This is a genomic window from Labrenzia sp. 011 (assembly GCF_003075075.1).
Taxonomy (GTDB): Bacteria; Pseudomonadota; Alphaproteobacteria; order Rhizobiales; family Stappiaceae; genus Roseibium.
On record NZ_QCYM01000064.1, the window covers coordinates 1 to 16,860 of the forward strand.

Below are 16,860 nucleotides of genomic sequence, written 5' to 3' on the forward strand. Positions count from 1 at the left end.
CTTCCTGACTAAGCGAAGAATACCCGTTATTGGTGAAATATAAAAATTTCACCTATGTTAATAGCGCACTCATGCACATGAACTTCAGTGCCTATCCATAATTAACCAGAGCACCGGCCAGCCCCGATGGCAGTTAAAATGTCAAAATTTCTCATATCGCAACAATTATCATGAAACCCTTTCGTATAAAGCATAACTCTCGGAGATTATACCACCTTGCCGCCACCTCACGGTAAGAGCGGCACCTTTAGATCCAGAAAAAGTGCTATCGACATACTGTTTGTTATCATCACCATACAAATACAGAGTACGGCTAGCATTTCTATTGGGTCCAGAACCATATGCTGCGGCAATATAGTGTCCAATTGGGAAGTTTGTCTCTGTGTGCGAAGAGCCGTCATAAACTAACGCGAGCTTGTGCATACCTCCATCGTTCTCTTCAGCAACAAAAGCGTTTGCACTGTCGTCCCACAGCAACGACCTCCAGGTATTACTGTTGTCATCGTAGAAATAGGCGTTGCTGTCGCCACCTCCGTTCTTGCCAACGTACCAGTTCCCCTGCACCGAAAGGTTCCCCGTCACCGTGTAGGTCCCCGACAGGGTATCGTTCGCATCCGAACGGACAAATTGCGTGCTGTTCAGCCCGTCGAGCGTTCCGGCGTCATAGCTGGTCGAGCCTGCAGGTCCTTGTGGCCCCTCCGGTCCGGTCGCCCCCGTGGCACCCGTATCGCCTTTCGCGGCCAGAAGCCCCCAGTCATCGGGTGACGTACTCGGATTGCGGCCGGTATTGACCGTCAGGGAGATATAGGCCGACCCGTTGTAGGTCACTGTTTCGTCGGAATTGTACGTCTCCCCGGAAGACCACATGCCCCGATAGGTCAGGCCGGGATCTCCCTTTGGACCCTGCGGTCCCTGTGCCCCTGTCGGACCCTGGGCACCGGTGTCTCCCTTCGGACCCTGGATGCCTTCCGGCCCCTGAACGCCCTGAGGACCTTCCGGCCCCTGCAGGCCTTGCGGTCCCTGCAGTCCCCGTTCGCCTTTCGACGCTACGATGTCCCATTCGGCGGCAGCATCTTCCGGGATCACATTCACATGGGGAAGAATGCAAATGTAGTAGGAGCCGTCATGGGAGACAGTATCGCCAACGTCATAGCTCTCCGTTTCTGACCAGCTTCCCCGATGCACCATGCCCACCGGACCGGCAGGCCCCTGGATCCCTTGCGGTCCCTGCAGGCCCTGAGGGCCGCGGCCGAAGGGAACCCCGTCCGACCATGCCCCGATGTCATTGGAAAGCTTGAAGTAGACCGTGCCTGTCTCGACATCGAGAAACGAAAAGTTGGCCGGTTCCGCGTTATAGGCAGCCTTGTCGGCGGTCAGGCCGGCCGCGTCCGGGTCAAACGATTTGCCCACAGGGCCTTCCGGGCCCTGAGGCCCCTGCGGTCCGGCCGGTCCCTGGGGGCCTGTCGGACCCGTCGGTCCTTCCGGCCCTCGCGGACCTTCCGGTCCCTGCAGTCCGGTCGGACCACGCGGCCCCTCATATCCGATCGGTCCCCGCTCCCCTTGCGGACCCTGCGGCCCTTCCGGCCCCTGTGCCCCCGCCGGACCGGTCGGCCCCTGATCACCGACAGGCCCCTTCGGACCCTGGGCCCCGGGCAGCGAGGCGATCTCCAGCACCTGCTGAAGAGTGGGCAGGTCACCGTTGTCAGCCGCTTCGATCCCGTTGATCAGGCGCCGGCCCTGCAGGTCGAAACCGCCGTTTTTCTCCATCAGCGCCCGGGTCGCCACGGACTGCATGTTGATCGCGGACCGGTCCATGGCCCGTTCCATCACCGCCGGATCAATCTCCCCACCGGCCAGGCTGTAGGGCTGTTCGAATGCACTTACCAGCAGGACTGTCAGTTCCTCCCCCGGCTGCAATGCCGACGCATCGAAGAAGACCGTACCGGTGGCGAAGTTCCCTCCGGTATAGGACCAGTTGCCGGGGTTCTGCTGATATACCCAGATCGTCGTTTCCCCTTCTGTGGAGGTGTGAATGACCTGCAGATTGGTTTGGTCGACAAACTGAAATGGCAGGTCGATGCGATCGGTCACGCCGTCACCCTGAATCCGGGCACGGCCTTCCGCCAAGGCTGCTACTGTCATGAAATTTCCTTCGTAACGTTCGCGGCTTCATGAGCTGTTCGCGGCCGGAGTACCGGCCCCGCTGAAAATGCCGCCGGATGGCCTATCCCAAGAGATGGCTTGCCGGCCCGTTTCCGGGCACCTGCTCAAAAACTGCCTGCTTTTCGAGATCGTTCATTCTTGCCAGCTTTTCGGCCGCCTCTTCCGCGGTAAACCCGGAATGATCCGTGAGCAAATGCCATCTGGCTTTGGCTTCCAGGAGATATTTGCCCTGCTCCGAAGCCTGAACCGCGTCCGGGTTGATGGCAAGTATTCGCGCCAGGTTTTCATGCGCGTTGGCCACATCTCGCGGGTCTTTGCTCGCCAGTTCCTGCCGAAGCGAAAGCGCGTAAGGCCCCGGCAAAACGCCTTTCATGCGCAGCAGTCCGCGCGCCAGTTCGTCCCGGTCCGTCTCGCCGTCATCCAGGTAGGAGAATGCACGATCCGCAAGTTCTCCTCGAGTCTTGTCCCCCTCCTCCTCCGGACCGGAGGACCACACCCACTGGAGAGCTTCAATATCCTTCTCCCGCTTCGCGACCGAATCTTCGAGACCTCTGATCAACTGCGCTTTCTGATGCGGTTGAAGCAGGGAATTGTCCGCGATTTCGGCCGGATCGATGTGCCCGTGCTCCACCGCTATTTTTCTGGCGATACGCTCGGCCTCCGTGGCGGCCGCGGTCGTCCTTTGCTTCACGGCGGCCTCATGCAGCCGCTTCAGTGCCATGTCCGGCAGGATCGAAAGCGGTTCGGAAGTCTTTCCCGATGATGGCGCTCCGGATGCATTTCCGGCGTCCCCGGCTTCGCCAACATCACCGGCCTGCGGCTTCCGCCGCCTTTGCAGCTCCCTTTCAAGCGCGACAACCTGCTCTTCGAGAGGCAACGCCTCCACCCAGGTCGTGGCAAGCAGTTCATCCAGTTCGAGCAAGGCCTCTTCCTTCGCCTGCGCGGACAGAGGCATGTTTGCCAGAACCGATGCACCTTCGAGACGGACCTCATCGAGCATCCCGGGGCTTTCGCTCACCTCGGCTGCAAGCAGCCTGGAAAGATCGCGGAAGCCCTGCCGGAAATAGGCCCTGTATTCCGCATGTTCGCGCGCTGCGAACCGGTGCGCATGGCGGGCATGGGTCGCCTCGAATTCCCGGTTGAAGCTGGCGTGCACGCTTTCCGGCAGCGTCCCGAGAGCTTCCTCCCGTCCTTTTTCCAGATGCGCCAGCATGGCTTCCGTGTATCCGGCAGCGCCCGGGCGAAGGTTCCGCAGCTCCTCCGCCTGCCTGTCCCTCACATAGGCCAGCAGCTGCCGATGGGCCTTGCTCCGTTCAAAGTCATCAATCTGCTGCTGACGCTTTTGCGCCAGATGCGCCAACCGGTCGGCCTGCCCTGCCGAACGCTGGATCTGCCTGCCCAGCGCTGCGGTTTCCGCACCGACCGCCGTGTCGGCAATCACCTGTGGGCGCCGTACGCCCGGAAGGCTTTGCGCACCGCTGTATTTTTCAAATCTTGCCATCTTCCGAGAACCGTTCGCCGTCAGCCGATTTTTGAAACGCTGCTGTAAAATCCATTACCGAGCGTGGTCGCTGCGCCGGTAATGCTGCCCAGAATCGCCCCGGTGGCGCCGATTCTTCCCGCCCGGCGCTGCGATCTGGCGCGCTCCCTCGCCGCACGGGCCTCGAAGTCGAGAGTGTCCCCTTCGCCCTCCGCCCTGTAACGGATCGCCTCGATGTCCTGCGCGGCCTCATAGGCATTGTCATCGGCGATATCGGTGAGCGAGCCGGTTTCGGACAGCCCCCGTTCGGCTCCTGCCGCCCGGTTGTTCCCGAGCACGCGGTCCAGGCGTTCAAGCGTTCGCTTCCGCTCGAATGATGCCTGCGTCCGGTTCACGTCCTTCTGCCTGTCTGCAAGCTGTGCCCGGCGCTCTTCCGCCTGGGCCTCCGCATCCGCCTGCTGCCTGATGCCCCGGGCCTGCACGGCACCGCCTGCCAGGGTTCCGGCCACGGAAACCGCTGTTAGAATTGCTGGATGACACATGGTTCAAGGCTCCAAGTCTCGGCCGAAATTGATGGCCAGGATGGTGCAGGGTTTGCCGCCACCGGCTTCCAGTGTCAGCTGCCCCCCGTCTTCCCACCGCGTTTCGATTGTCTGGTCGAGCACCCCTGTGCGCAGCGGTGCCGGCTGCCCCGCAGGATCGCCTGCCCGGTAATAGATCAGCTCGTCCAGATAGGTTTCGTCGGCCCCCGCTTTCAGCGTGCCGGTTTCCAGAACCGCGATTTTGCAGCTGTCGACCCGCATCTTGCGCCCCATCGACGATCCGTCCTGTGCATTGACAGGAAAAGGCAAGGTCCTGGCTCTCGCCGTAACATCCAGTCCGACAAGAATGTTGCGCGCGGTCTGCCCGTTTGGCAGGCTCACCTCCCCCTCGGACACCCTTGTGCGGTAATCGGTCCCGTCAGCGTAGAGGACGACATCCTCCCCTTCCAGATAGTCCAGTCCTGAAATCGTGTTCGCCGGTGCGCCTTCATAGCGGCTGGCGCAATCCAGATGCCAGGCGTCTTCGATGGCCCCAGCCGGGAAAGGCCGCTGCATGATTTCGATATATCGCCTTGTCTGCCCATCGATGGTACGCCGGACGATCATCCAGATTTCATCCGCTTCTGCCCCGGACAAATCAGCCATGCATTCCACGACACCGCCAAAATCGTGACGCTGCATGCCGTAGACCTGTTGCTGTCTCTCGTAGGTAAAACCGATGACACGTCCCTGTGTGTCCCAGGCCCAGATGATGCTGTCCGGATATTGCTGATAGCAGGCACCGGCTACGCGCTCGCGGAAAAGATGCGACTGCACCTCGCTGACCGATTGTGAAATCCGGCCGTCCGCACCGAAGTCATAGGCCATTTCCCGCATGTCGGTTCCATACGGACCGAAATACAGCAGAACGGAACCGACCTTGATCGGGCTCACGCTGTTGGCGCCGAAATTGGTTTCCGGTCTCTGGTCGACATTTTCAGGCCCGTAAGGATCCTGGTCTGTCGCCTTGCCGACCGCGCGCACGGCTCTTGTGGTTCCCACGATCAGATCACTGTCGTCGATAAGCCATTGAATGCGGTTCACCTGGCCCGACAGGATGCCGGCGGTCACTGCATCGGATGCGTCAAGAACATGGGACACCGAAAAATTGGTAAAATCCTCCGTCTGACTTTCCCAGATCTTCTGCGGTTCCTGCTGCGTCCCTGCAAAGGCCAGCCGGCTTTTGTGCCAACCGACGGTTTCCGGCCAGCCGGTTGTCTGCGACCATGCGCCGAGCCGCCAGATGCTCTGGGCCTTGGTATCCTGCAGCGACTGCCCGAAAAGCTGCACCTTCACCACGGTGGACGACGTGCGGCTGCTGATCCGGAACCAGCGCCAGAAACCGTCGGACCCGCGAAACCGGATATGCCGGCCGACATCCGAGGTCTTGAATCCCGCCCCGCCGTTGATACCCGCCGTCCCCGATGCGGTCAGATCGAACGGCGTCTGGTCGCCCCCCGCCTGGTGATAGACGATCTGCCCGATCGCCGAATTGTCCGAGGTCGAGCCGCCGCCCTGTTTGAAGCTCAGCCGGTAGTGGGTAAAGGCGGTCTCATTGTGGAAGGCGTATTGCCGCCATTCATTCGAGGCCCAGGTATCCTGTCCATCCTGCGTGTCCAGGATGGTCCAGCCTGAACCGTCGTTGGAGGCCTCGATGGTCCATTGCCAGGGCATGTCGTCATTCTGGCTGTTGTCGTTCGGCGCCTGCAGCATGTAGCCGTCAATCACCACCGCGCTCGGGAAACGGTACTCCACCCAGCCGCTCCCGCCGTTTGACAGCACGACCTTGCCTTCCGATCGGCTGAACACCTGCCAGGCGCTCGCGCTGCCGTTGGAGGCCGAAACCGTCCCGCTCGGCGCGGTGTTGGAGGTCATCTGCGGAACCGGGTTTCCGGTGCCCGAAGGCTTGAGATTGGTCGGCGATATGTTGACGTCCAGATAGGGACCGTCCTTGAAGGACATCGGCTCGATGATCCACGACGTCTCGCCAAGGCGCTGCAATGCCTGTGGCGGCACCCCGCCCCCCGTGATGAACAGCGTGTCGGTTGACTGGACGAACTTCAGGTCCGGCAGCACCTCCGTGCTGTAGGGTGTCGCCACCTCCACGGTACCGACACGGCCGGAACTGGTATGGACCCGGAAGTAATGGCTCCCGAATTCCAGCATGTAATACTGGCCGTTCCCGAACTCGAAGGGGATCAGCCAGCCGCCCGTTGCACTGCTTTTCAGCTCGGCGATGAACCTGGTTCCCCCGCGCCGGCGCAAACCGCCCCGCTTCAGGGTGATGAAATTCCGGCACTCGGCAAGCGAGGACCGGAAAAGCTCGAGGTCCGAACGGTAGATCAGTTCCGGGTCGAGTTCTCCCCGGCTGAATGTGGCTTGAAGGTGATAGGTCATCGGTCCGTGATGATGTCCAGATCAATCATGGGCAGGGGCGTTCCCTGCATGGCATCGAAGCTTCCCGCCTGTTGAAAGGTTTCCCGCGCGGCCTGGCGCAGGGCCTCGGCCCGGCTGTTCTTGCCGGTGATCGCATGGGCGCAGCCGGCCGCCAGGAAAAGGGAAAATCCGTGCACGAACAGGGGGGCGAATTCGACCTCGCGGATCACCCGGCGAATGTGACGGAGCGGGAAAGGCGGCGGCTGATCGGTCATGATCCGCTGTCCCACCACTTCAAAGGGAACCGCCCGGCCTCCCGCCTCGCCATTCACGGTCTGCAGCGGCACGCGCAAGCTGTCGGCCGGCCTCTTGTACTGGTAGGCCCAGCGGAAAGGCGGCCTGTCCGCCTCCGCCGGCAGTTTCACAAGTTGCGTCGCAAAGTCCCAGTCATGCATGGCCAGATAGGCGTCCCTGTGGGCGGCATAATGGTTGCGGAACCAGCGGGAGGCGACGGAGGAAAAGTCGAAATCGCGGATGGGCGCCTCCTTCAGATGCGCAAGCGCAAGGTTGGCCATCTCGACGGATGTATTGACCGTACCGGACATGTAAACGCTTTCTTTTCTGCTGTTCAGGCCGCCGCATTCCCGGCGAGCCGGGCTTCATAGGCGGTGAGCGCCTGAACGGCCTCCTGTTTGTTGGCCGCCTTGACACCGGCATAATGCGCCGCCATCGCCTGCTGGGTTTTCCAGTGTTCCTTGCGCCAGCCCTTGGGAAGCGCCTGGGGCTGCGCGGAGGAACCCGCGCCCTTGCGTTTTCTGTTCCAGTCGGCCGATAGCGCATCGCACAGGGCCGCGTGTCGTTCCTCCGGGCTGGATCCGCGGTCACCGCGGCGCGCCTGAAAATCCTGCTCGTGGTTCTCCTCGAGCCGCTGTAGATGCTTCAGCCGCCGCATGATGAGTTCATCCATGTCATCCCCTTTCCAACAGGAAAAAAGGCGGCCGAAGCCGCCCCGAAAATCCGCTGTCTGACGGCAGGAGTCAGATATTCACCTTCAGACAGGCGAATTTCACGTTCTTGCGGGTGTACTTCCGGTCCCAGTTGGCCGCATCACGCAGCTCCGCCAGCGATGCTCCCTGGGACTTGGCAAGGGTGTTTGCCAGAAAGTCCATGCCGGCCGGATGGATCAGCTCGAAACGACGCGTGGTCAGGTAATCCGCGCCACCGCCGTCGCCGATATCCGGATCGCGCGTGATTTCCGTGCCTTCATTGCCGTAGATCGTCGGTCGGTTCGGCACCTCGTCGAAATGCATGAAGGCACCGGGAGCGAACAGGAAGCAGGAATATTCATCGGAACTGGCCCCCGCCGTGACCGGCATCATTTCCGAATGCACAACCATCATGCCTGCATAATAGGGCACCTCGAAAGGCGCCTCGGACGGCTTCTTGAACTCGATCTTTTCGTCATCCAGAAGCGTGCCGTACACGAAGCTGTGCATGGCGATGACACGCAGGTCGTCCAGATTTTCCCCCATCGTCAGCCGAGCCCGGTTGATCGCCTGATAGCTGATCCGGTTGGCTGCCGTCGGCGAGCCGACATCGGCATAGATCGAATAGACCATGTCACCGCCGTCATTGGCCACATTGTCCGCGATCACCCCTTCGGCGGTGGCAATGATGCGCTCTTCCTTGCGCCGGCCCCAATAGGCCCCGATCCGCTCTGCGACCCGGTTCATGGCGCTGTCGCCCCGGCCCGTGGCCGCGTAGCTCGCAACCGTCTTGGCGCCGTATTTCTTCGCAAGCCGGTGCTTGTAGGCCTTCATGTCGCTGGCGGTGATCTTGCTGGTGGTGATCCTGTTGTCGCTGTCGTCCATCACCGTCGGTTCGGCATCGTCCAGGTCTTCCCAGTAGGGCACCTCGATCTGGTTGCCGCCGGTCTTGAAGCGTTTTGCGATCTCCGGCGCCGGAGCTGCCAGAATGCCGGATTTTTCCAGCATGATCAGTTTCGCCGGTTTGTTCTCGGCCATGTAAGGCGTGAAAACGCGCGGCACCACGATATCGGAAATTGCAGAAGTCATCGATTTTCCTTTGATTGGAGTCCTTTGGGACATGTGCCGGCCGGAAGCGGCCGGCGAAGCGGACGCAATGTCCGTTTCGGGTCGGGAGATCGAGGGGGAACTGCCTGCATCTTTGCAGGCCCCGAGGTCCCGGGCGCACCGGGAGCTCAGGAGGTCTGTCTCGCCACCGGAGCGGACAGGCGCCAGGGAAGCACCTCCCGCTTTTTTCGCGATCCCCGGCCCCTTCTCGGCATGAAAGCGTTGGTGGTTTGAAAGCGCTTAAAGCATGAATTTTCGCGGATCTCGGCCGGCCGCAAGGATCAGTTGTCTTGCCCGTGCCGGATTGCGTTCCAGCAGATCGGATTGCTCTTTGAGGTTGGGACGATCCCGGTCGAAAGGATTGGCGCCGCCCCCTTCTGTTCCGGATACGGCAAGGCCATCCTCGGCAAAGGCCTTGTCATGAACGAAGGCAAGCAGCTTCACCGCGGCTGGATCGGCCACCTGCTGAAGACCGTTTTCATCAGGCTGCGTCAGGGCGCCCTTGCCGCTGAACCAGTCGCCGAGATCGACGCCGGCATTCTTCAGGCCGGATAATGCCCGCTCGGCCTTGGCGACCACGTTCTGATATCCGTCGCTTCCCGGTTCTCCATATTCCTTCACCAGGGCCCGATGTGCGGCCTCCACGGCCTCCGCCTGCTGTCGGGCAGCATCTCGGGAAGCCTGTTCATGAGCAGTGAACTGATCGGCCATCTTGCCGACCCACCTGTCATGCAGCTTCTGCGCCGCCGCCGGATGCAGTCCCGCCTCCTGGAACCAGCCTTCCGCCTCTTTCGCGAATGCCTGATCGTAGGGAAAATTTTCCGGCAGCGCTTCGGGCATCCTGAACTGGTAGCCGTCTTCCGGCGTCCAGGTCTTTGACAGCTCCGCATAGAAGGCCGCCCGGTCTTCCTCGCTGGCGGATTTTTCCGGAAGCGTTACCGCCCCCGAGAGCTGTTCCCGCAGCGTCCGGTAGCTTTCCAGCACACTGCCGATATCCTGCCAGCCGTTCTCCGTCGCCAGCGCCCTGTCGTTGTCGCTCAGCGTGGACAGAAACGCTCCAGCCGGCGTGTCCATCCCTTGCAGGCCCTCCGCCTGCGGATTTCCCCCAGCTTCGCCCCTGTCGAATTCCCCGTCGCTCATCACAAGTCCTCATCGTTTTCAAGGTCGGGAAGTGTTTCCAGCCGGGCCGCCTCCTGCAGGGCCGCATGTTCCTCCGGGGAAATGCGGATCATGGACAGGATGCGGGCATAGAGCGCCTTGCGCCCGTCAAGATAACCGCTCGCCCGTGGCGCGAGATCCACCGGCGGCGCCTGATAGATCCCGCATTCGGCGGCCAGATCCGCCAGGACGGTTTCACCTTCCGGACACAAAAAAACGGACCGATAGGCCCGTTCGATCTCCGTGGCTCTGTCCCGTCGCCGTCTGGCAACCCGTCTCAGGCTATGCCAGACCATCTATCCCTCCCTGCTCCCCCAGGGATTTCAGGAGCGGCGCACCGTCCTTCGCCATCCGCGCCAGGCTTTCACCGGCCGCGAGCTGTTGCTGCCGGCCCTGCCGCGCCGCCCGTTCGGCCCGCAGGGCCTCCACCTCTTCGGGCCTGCGTTTGAGTTTCGCCGGCAGCCCCAGAGCCCGCCGGGTCAAGTCATATTCCTCTTCCCGGTCATGCAGATCCAGGATGGAGGGATCGGCCCCGGCGGCGATGCTCAGATACTCCTGGAAGCCCATGATTGCCTCGAAATGTCCCGCCTCGCGCATCTGGTCGATCGGCGCCGTCGAGGTCAGCGTGACATCACTGTCGAGAACGCTCTCGGGCGGAGACAGGGGAGATCCCGGTACAAAGGCGCCCCGCCGGCCCAGAATGCCGATCTCCCGCTCGAACAAAGCGTCGTTGCCCGCCATGATATTGGTGGAGAACGGACCGATCATGTCGGCCATTTCCTTGCGGCGGATATTGGCCTCCGTGGCCGTGCGGCCGTTGCCCTGCAACAGCGTCTGCCACAGGTCGCCATAAAGGCCGATACGCAATTTCTCGCGGATGGCTTCGATCTGCGCATCGGCTGCCCCCGGATTGACCGTGTCGATCATCGGCCGGAACAGCGGCCGCCCCTGCTCGTCGATCAGGCCGGGATTAGTCCGGCCCGGATTGAGATCGAGCTGCCGTTCCTGCGCATGAGTGGCGATCGGCGGCCGCACGGCCTGTGAACTGGCGATCAGACTGTCCCGGGCCAGGCTCTGCAGGCTCTTGATATCGCTCATCAGCTTTGCCTGCGGCGGCGAGCCGTAGGGCGACAGACCGTCCCGGTCCCACCGGCTGATCACCAGCGGATATTCGAAGAAGCCGCCCCTTCGGCAGATGTGTTTGCTTTCTTCCTCGAAATGCAGACTCTCATAGCGGGACTGCCCAATATCCGAGGCCTGCGGATGACCGCCCTCGCGCAGGAAACAGGCATGCACGAAGGCGTGCTCCGTGTTTTTGCGTTTCGGATCATCCGCCTCTTCCTTCACCTTTTCCGAAACATTGCCGCCATACTCCTTCACCGCCTGCCACGACGTCAGCATACGCACGCGGAAAAACCCGCAATCGTTTCCCTGCGCATCCACGATCAGATAGATCTCGTAAAGCGGCACATACCGGTAATGGACCGGTGTCCGAATATCGGCAAGATTGTCCTCGTTCTCGATTGGAAAGAGAACGCCCGTGCCGAGCTTTACCGTCGACAGCAGCCGGGAGCGGTTGGCGAGCGCGAAGCCGGACCGGCCGGAGTAGCGCACGCGGAAAAGATGGTTCCGCACCCGTTCGAAAAACTCCTCATCGGCCTGCGCCGGCTCTGGCGCGAAGGGATCGGCGAAACCGACTCCATGCCAGTGAAACCCCTCCGGCATGGTCAGAGAACCGACGCCGGAGGCCAGGCGATCCAGCAGCCAGACCGCCGTCGGATCGTAGAGCTTGCGCGAACGGTCGCGGGCTGCCGAGTGCCGAAGGGCGCTCATCCCGTCCGGTGCGGTCACACCGCCCGGCCGGTTGAATGCCCGCTCCATGTCGGGCGCCGTATAGGTCACATATTCCTGCCAGTCGGCTTCGTACCATTGACGCTCGCTGCGCGCGGTCTGCAGTTCCGATGTCAGATCGTCGACAATGCCCATCAGGCCCGCCCCAGAAGAGTGACGCCGGGCCGGGAGGCGCTGCCGTAGTCGGCAACACCCAGCGGACCGGTCAGATTGGTTGCCCGCGTGCCATAGGCCGCGGCCCGGCGGCGGCGGTTGTTTTCCTGCAGGTTCCTGGCCTGCCGCTGCGGGTCGGGCTCGCGCGGCGGCGGCGGTGTCGGTTCCGGGTCGGGCTGTTTCGAGCCGCCCCCACCAAACATGCACATGACTGGTCCCTTTCTGATGCTGGTTGAGTGTTCTGGAAGGTCGGCCCGGGCCTGCCGGGCGATAGCCCACGGCATGGCCGTCCCTGGGAAGACAGCTTCCCGGTGGTCTCGACTTTCAGGATTTCGGAACAGTCCGGATCAATGCCTCGCGGCGGCTGCGCCGCAGCGGCTACATGTGTCCGGGATAACGTTATGAGGGCCGTTTTAGCCCCGATCTGACGAACCGTCCATCGCGGTCATTCGTCTCAACTCGTTGTTTAGACAGTTCTTTTTCGCAAAATCTTGTCAAACAACAGCTTTGCGCGCCTGTTCTTTTATGCGCGCCTGTCCGGCTTTTCCGATTGCTTCTATCCAGTTCCCGCCAGGCATTTCCCCGGCAAGCAATCGTCCCCTGGCCCGTCCAACCGGCGCACTGCGGAACGTCTCCGTGAAACGGAGCAGGCTCCGTCTTGGCGGACTGGGTTACACCGTTTGCAGGAAATGCTGCAGCTTCTCGCGCTGCCGAAGATCGGTATCGATCGAGCCGCTATTCAATCGGTAGGTCGCGCCTTTCGTCTTGACGGTTCCGTCAGCGAGAAAATGCGCGGCAAACAGAAACGGCAGCCCCGGTTTCTTGAGGTTCCATTGGAGAAAGCCGCCTCCCGGGGGATATTGCCGGTCCGGGCTCATGTCGTCGTCATGCCTGGTTTCCGGAAGGATCTTCACCAACCGGTCCGGCCCGGTAAAGGTTGAAATGCTCAGAACGTGTTTCTGGAATTCCCTGTACCCCTTCTCCCCGCGTTCTTGAAGAATGTCCTCGTGAACCGAAACGCGCCGCCTGTCCTCGGCAGCCGTTTGCGCCGGCAGACCGTAACGCCCGCCGGACCGCGATGTCGTGCCGTGAAACTCGAAATCCTCCGGTTTTGGAGGCGTTTTCAGAACCAGCAGCTTGTATCCCAGCGAAAGCCGGCCCGCGTGGTAGCCGATATTCTTCTCGGTCGCCCGATAGTTTGCCAGAATGATTGCCCTGAGCCGGGAAATATTGCCGGAGATGGCAGGTGTCATTTCGCCGAGTTTGAAACTCATCTTGAAAATCTCCGGGAAGAAAACGATAAAAAATAACTTCCTGCAATTTTAGGGGCACCTGTCCGGTTTTCAATGCCTGAAAGCCCGCGGTGTCCAGCTTTCCGCGCCGGACTTCGGATTGCCACGCGCGCCCGCGTCAGCCAGTCGGCTCCTTCTCGGTATCCGAGTGCCGGTCTTCCCGTATCCAGGCATAAACGAAAAAATCCTCGCCTCCCCGCCCGTAGGAGCGCAGCCGGCCTTCCCGCCTTGCCCCCAATGTTTCGAGCCACCCATGTGCGATGTCATGGTCCACCAGTGTGATCGCCTGCAGACGGCGGCAGCCGCGCCTGATCTGCGGACGCAGGCTCGTCAGGTGCCGGGTGATTGCCGGGACACAGCGCCTGAACCGTGACGTTCCGAAGGCCCAGACCTGCCAATGTTCGGGATCGAAGGCCGACGCCCTGCTGAAACCAAATGCGGCTGCCGGCTGGCCATCGTACCAGACCGACCAGACCATGCCGGGAACGCAAGTTTCCAGGGCACAGATGCCCAGCGCCCGCGTATCCCAGTCCTTCCACAGACAGGCGATTTCCCGAAAGTCTTCCTCCCGCATGTTGGCGGCGACGAAGCTGGCGTCCCGGACGCACAGGTCCCTGATCAGAATCCGTCCAGAGGATCCGCCAGCGGCGCCATGCCGCCGCGGTCTGAAATCCGCAGTGCTGCTTTCAGCTCCGCCCTGTCCTTCCATCCCAAAGCCTCGACAATCGCATCCGCTTCATCCGGGGACGAGCCGAGCCGCTCCCGGATTTCTTCCTTGCTCTCGATCAGAATTCGTCCGCCTTTCATCTTCCAGCGATGAGCGGTGAGCTGCGCCTTGACGCTCGCCGACCGCTTGATCGCCAGCCCCAGTCCGCTCTTCGGATGCAGCGCCTCTCGCAGCCGCCAGTAGAGCTGCGCGCGAAGATTATGAAACGGAATCCTGCTGTCCCTGGCACATTCTCCGGACTGGGCGGAAAAGACACATTTCTCGACCCGAATGTTGTTCTCCCGCTGGAGAAAGCCGACCGTGTCGCCGCCCCATCCGCCGGTACAATCGACTACAATCAGCGCATTGTCCCGCCGCTCGCGGATGATCAGCGCGCCGACATCCGCCCCGTCTCTCGTGTCCGCTCCCCTCACGACGATGTTCTGCTCGAACCGCCGTCCGTGCAACGGCTGCAGAACGGTCTTGTCCTTGCCGCCCTGTGCCACATCGACGGCCAGCACACTCATCGGCGCGTCTTTGTCGACGCCTTCCTCATAGCGTTGAAAGGCCAGATCCACCCAGTCCGACGGGATCACCTGCCAGTCGTGATCCTGGCGCGCCGCAAGGAAGTCCCCGGTCTTCAGCGCCGTGCGCATCGGCTCCGGCATCTGGTCGAGCTGGGCATCGTAGTCCGCGCCCAGATACCTGTTGTCACCCCGCCTTGCGGGAATGAAGGTCCGGCTTTTCGGCGTGCGGATCTCACCCTCGATCCTGACCGGCTGCGGTCCGTCCACCCAGACGGTGCGAACGGCATCGCCGTCGTCGATGAAAACCGCCCAGAGCAGTTCGCCGGGTTTCACCCTGCCGTAAAGCGGATGCATCGGATCGAGCCAGGGCGCGAACCACTCGCTCAGAAAATCCCCCTGGCCGCCCAGCGGCGGGTTGGTGGCGATCAGCCCGCGGCAGCGCTGCCCCTTTCTTGTCGAACGCAGCCAGCCGAGCACGAAGAGGATCTTGCGCGGATCCATCTGCGCCCCCTCGTCAAAGGCCTTGAAGTCGTGATCACGGCCCTGCCAGTCTTCCTCCGATCCCGGCAATCCCAGATGTCCGAATTCGATGATGCGCTCATCCGGCCCCACCCATCGCGGCGGATTACCCGAAATCTTGCCCATCCCGGCCTGGCGCAACAGCGTGTTCATCCGCTCGATCAGGCCTTTGAGGGACTTCAGCGACTGGCGGAAGATTGCCGCCTTGTGATGGGCGAAAAGCGCCAGCCCGGCGATCAGATCCGTCTTGCCACCTCCGGCCGCCCCACCGTAAAGCGTCAGGTCGGCTTCGCAGAAATATCCCTCCGTCTGCGGTCCGGGCTGCGGTCGCCAGACGGCGAACTGCTCCAGAACCCCCGCTTCATCCAGTTGCTTTTGCAGGGCGACACGCTCCGGCGCCGCCATCCTGTCGATGTGATCAATCAGCGTCTTGAGAGCCGTCGCCATCTTCGGGCATATCCTTTGCGGTCAGAAGAGCCAGCACTCCCAGAGCGATCTCCTCCGAGCTGCGCGGCTTGAATGTCTCTGCTCTTACAATGCCATCCCCTGTGCATGGACTGCCCCGGGCGTCGGCCTCCGGCCGGTCCTGCCAGCCGGCGCGGTTCTTCATCGTGAATGTCCATGCACTGGCATTGAATTTCGCCAGATCGCCCTTCGCGCCTTCCTTGCCGATCCGCTCCCACTCGAGCAATCCGAGCCTTTCGGCTTCCTCCAGCTTTGCGGGAGGGAAGTCGTTCGGAAACTGCTCGACGTAATAGCGGATGGTCGTTCGGTTCGCGCCGGGAAAACTGTCCAGCGAATATCCGGCGGCAATATGTGCGCACAATGCCTCGCATGCCGCCCGGCGCGCTTTCCGTGTCGGCCACTTCAGCGCGGGCGCCTCATCGTCCGGTAGGACCATGCCATTTCCTTCAGTCCGTTTTTCGAAATGAAAAATCAGGCGGGCAGCGTCCACCTCCAGGCATGAAATATGGCTTTTGCCGAAAGACGGCTTTGGCCTGCGTCCCGGTGAAAGCCGCGCGCCGGCGGACGTGATCGCCGCAGCTTGAAACACCTCGCCGCCGCGGACGCCAGTTCCCTGAGATAACCTGATGGGGCCGGTTTTAAGCCCGTTTTGACGAAGCCGTCCAGCGCCCGCGCTTGCCTCGATCAGGCGTTTAGACGCGGAATTTCGCAAAGCCCTTGCCGATCAGCACGATCGCAGCCCCGCGCCATTAAGCGCAGGCGGACCATTTTCCGGCACCGGCAGCAGGTTCTGATCGGCCGACACCAGCGTTGCATCGGTTGGCGTATCGTCCTGCAGCTTGTTGAAGTCGTCGATCCCGGAAAGCGACAGGAACCCACCGGTGAAGTTAAACGCAGCCTCATCGCGGCCGTTGTTGATCAGGCAGGATTATAAAGACATTTCGAACGACACTGACAATTATCACAATAATTAAACGTAAAAAAAATATTAATACTTAAGACAGATACTGTCGATCGAAACAGAGCGAGACAAAGAAATGAACCGTGCTCTTCGATCCAGGGCCGTGCAAATGGTTTCCGCATTCGAGCAACGCCTGGACGAAGACAAGGGCGCGCTCGTTTCGAGCATGTCGTCCATTCAGGACAGCCGCCATGACGACGCGGGCCGCGAGAATGTCCGTTATATCGCTCATCGCATAAACGGCGGCGCGGGACTGTTCGACTGCAACGACCTGACGGAACCGGCTCGGGAAGTTGAAAAACTGGTCGATGACGGTGCGGACACGCATCTGGTTGTCAATGCGGTTCAGGAACTGATCGACCGTATCGAACGGCAGCTTGCCTCCGGAGTGTCCCAGCCGGAGTGGATAACGTCCCGTCTGAAAAGACAACCTGAGCCCAAAGCCGGGCAGCCTGCGAGCAGCGCCGGCAGAACCGGTTCAGACATACCGTAACCTTCCGGATCCGCATTTTCCGGTCAGAAGTCAACGGGCGCA

General features: G+C 61.5%; 16 protein-coding genes. 1 reads left to right on the plus strand and 15 read right to left on the minus strand.

The window, feature by feature from the left end; translation table 11 throughout:
* Positions 1 to 168: 168 nt before the first annotated feature.
* The 15 genes from DCO57_RS24025 to DCO57_RS22795 all read right to left on the minus strand — a co-directional run bounded on the left by DCO57_RS24025 (position 169) and on the right by DCO57_RS22795 (position 16,076).
* Positions 169 to 2,142 carry a hypothetical protein gene (locus DCO57_RS24025; RefSeq protein ID WP_133192745.1) on the minus strand — a complete coding sequence of 658 codons (1,974 nt, stop codon included), beginning with the start codon at positions 2,140 to 2,142 and terminating at the stop codon, positions 169 to 171.
* A gap of 82 nt (positions 2,143 to 2,224) precedes the next feature.
* Positions 2,225 to 3,664: a hypothetical protein gene (locus DCO57_RS22730; RefSeq protein ID WP_116701204.1), complete on the minus strand. Its 1,440-nt coding sequence runs from the start codon at positions 3,662 to 3,664 to the stop codon at positions 2,225 to 2,227.
* A gap of 20 nt (positions 3,665 to 3,684) precedes the next feature.
* Entirely contained in the window at positions 3,685 to 4,185 is a 501-nt protein-coding gene (locus DCO57_RS22735; protein WP_133192746.1) for a hypothetical protein, read from the minus strand.
* 3 nt (positions 4,186 to 4,188) lie between these two features.
* Positions 4,189 to 6,621, minus strand: coding sequence for a hypothetical protein (locus DCO57_RS22740; RefSeq protein ID WP_116701206.1), 2,433 nt, complete (start codon positions 6,619 to 6,621; stop codon positions 4,189 to 4,191).
* A complete protein-coding gene (locus DCO57_RS22745; RefSeq protein ID WP_116701207.1) occupies positions 6,618 to 7,205 on the minus strand; it encodes a hypothetical protein in 588 nt (195 codons plus the stop codon). Before DCO57_RS22745 ends, DCO57_RS22740 begins: the two co-directional genes overlap by 4 nt.
* Positions 7,206 to 7,228: 23 nt before the next feature.
* A complete protein-coding gene (locus tag DCO57_RS22750; RefSeq protein WP_116701208.1) occupies positions 7,229 to 7,567 on the minus strand; it encodes a hypothetical protein in 339 nt (112 codons plus the stop codon).
* 70 nt (positions 7,568 to 7,637) lie between these two features.
* Positions 7,638 to 8,675 carry a hypothetical protein gene (locus tag DCO57_RS22755; RefSeq protein ID WP_116701209.1) on the minus strand — a complete coding sequence of 346 codons (1,038 nt, stop codon included), beginning with the start codon at positions 8,673 to 8,675 and terminating at the stop codon, positions 7,638 to 7,640.
* A 258-nt stretch (positions 8,676 to 8,933) separates the two neighbouring features.
* Positions 8,934 to 9,833 (minus strand): hypothetical protein, encoded by a 900-nt coding sequence (locus tag DCO57_RS22760; protein ID WP_116701210.1) that lies wholly within the window; start codon positions 9,831 to 9,833, stop codon positions 8,934 to 8,936.
* A complete protein-coding gene (locus tag DCO57_RS22765; RefSeq protein WP_116701211.1) occupies positions 9,833 to 10,147 on the minus strand; it encodes a hypothetical protein in 315 nt (104 codons plus the stop codon). The genes DCO57_RS22760 and DCO57_RS22765 overlap by 1 nt, the downstream gene beginning before the upstream one ends.
* Positions 10,134 to 11,837, minus strand: a complete 1,704-nt coding sequence (locus tag DCO57_RS22770; protein WP_116701212.1) for a portal protein — start codon at positions 11,835 to 11,837, stop codon at positions 10,134 to 10,136. The genes DCO57_RS22765 and DCO57_RS22770 overlap by 14 nt, the downstream gene beginning before the upstream one ends.
* Entirely contained in the window at positions 11,837 to 12,064 is a 228-nt protein-coding gene (locus tag DCO57_RS22775; protein WP_133192747.1) for a hypothetical protein, read from the minus strand. Before DCO57_RS22775 ends, DCO57_RS22770 begins: the two co-directional genes overlap by 1 nt.
* A gap of 462 nt (positions 12,065 to 12,526) precedes the next feature.
* Positions 12,527 to 13,129, minus strand: coding sequence for a hypothetical protein (locus tag DCO57_RS22780; RefSeq protein WP_116701214.1), 603 nt, complete (start codon positions 13,127 to 13,129; stop codon positions 12,527 to 12,529).
* Between the two features lie 136 nt (positions 13,130 to 13,265).
* Complete coding sequence (locus DCO57_RS22785) at positions 13,266 to 13,721, minus strand: hypothetical protein (protein WP_116701215.1); 456 nt, start codon at positions 13,719 to 13,721, stop codon at positions 13,266 to 13,268.
* A 44-nt stretch (positions 13,722 to 13,765) separates the two neighbouring features.
* Positions 13,766 to 15,346 (minus strand): terminase, encoded by a 1,581-nt coding sequence (locus DCO57_RS23670; protein ID WP_165814826.1) that lies wholly within the window; start codon positions 15,344 to 15,346, stop codon positions 13,766 to 13,768.
* Positions 15,318 to 16,076, minus strand: coding sequence for a hypothetical protein (locus DCO57_RS22795; protein WP_133192749.1), 759 nt, complete (start codon positions 16,074 to 16,076; stop codon positions 15,318 to 15,320). Before DCO57_RS22795 ends, DCO57_RS23670 begins: the two co-directional genes overlap by 29 nt.
* A gap of 325 nt (positions 16,077 to 16,401) precedes the next feature.
* Here DCO57_RS22795 and DCO57_RS22800 point away from each other — a divergent pair, with 325 nt between their 5' ends.
* Entirely contained in the window at positions 16,402 to 16,818 is a 417-nt protein-coding gene (locus tag DCO57_RS22800) for an Hpt domain-containing protein (protein WP_116701217.1), read from the plus strand.
* Positions 16,819 to 16,860: the final 42 nt, after the last annotated feature.

Excerpts from the sequence above, each read along its gene's own strand:
- DCO57_RS24025 (WP_133192745.1), bottom strand. The coding sequence starts at position 2,142 with ATGACAGTAGCAGCCTTGGCGGAAGGCCGTGCCCGGATTCAGGGTGAC.
- DCO57_RS22730 (WP_116701204.1), bottom strand. The coding sequence starts at position 3,664 with ATGGCAAGATTTGAAAAATACAGCGGTGCGCAAAGCCTTCCGGGCGTA.
- DCO57_RS22735 (WP_133192746.1), bottom strand. The coding sequence starts at position 4,185 with ATGTGTCATCCAGCAATTCTAACAGCGGTTTCCGTGGCCGGAACCCTG.
- DCO57_RS22740 (WP_116701206.1), bottom strand. The coding sequence starts at position 6,621 with ATGACCTATCACCTTCAAGCCACATTCAGCCGGGGAGAACTCGACCCG.
- DCO57_RS22745 (WP_116701207.1), bottom strand. The coding sequence starts at position 7,205 with ATGTCCGGTACGGTCAATACATCCGTCGAGATGGCCAACCTTGCGCTT.
- DCO57_RS22750 (WP_116701208.1), bottom strand. The coding sequence starts at position 7,567 with ATGGATGAACTCATCATGCGGCGGCTGAAGCATCTACAGCGGCTCGAG.
- DCO57_RS22755 (WP_116701209.1), bottom strand. The coding sequence starts at position 8,675 with ATGACTTCTGCAATTTCCGATATCGTGGTGCCGCGCGTTTTCACGCCT.
- DCO57_RS22760 (WP_116701210.1), bottom strand. The coding sequence starts at position 9,833 with ATGAGCGACGGGGAATTCGACAGGGGCGAAGCTGGGGGAAATCCGCAG.
- DCO57_RS22765 (WP_116701211.1), bottom strand. The coding sequence starts at position 10,147 with ATGGTCTGGCATAGCCTGAGACGGGTTGCCAGACGGCGACGGGACAGA.
- DCO57_RS22770 (WP_116701212.1), bottom strand. The coding sequence starts at position 11,837 with ATGGGCATTGTCGACGATCTGACATCGGAACTGCAGACCGCGCGCAGC.
- DCO57_RS22775 (WP_133192747.1), bottom strand. The coding sequence starts at position 12,064 with ATGTGCATGTTTGGTGGGGGCGGCTCGAAACAGCCCGACCCGGAACCG.
- DCO57_RS22780 (WP_116701214.1), bottom strand. The coding sequence starts at position 13,129 with ATGAGTTTCAAACTCGGCGAAATGACACCTGCCATCTCCGGCAATATT.
- DCO57_RS22785 (WP_116701215.1), bottom strand. The coding sequence starts at position 13,721 with ATGCGGGAGGAAGACTTTCGGGAAATCGCCTGTCTGTGGAAGGACTGG.
- DCO57_RS23670 (WP_165814826.1), bottom strand. The coding sequence starts at position 15,346 with ATGGCGACGGCTCTCAAGACGCTGATTGATCACATCGACAGGATGGCG.
- DCO57_RS22800 (WP_116701217.1), top strand. The coding sequence starts at position 16,402 with ATGAACCGTGCTCTTCGATCCAGGGCCGTGCAAATGGTTTCCGCATTC.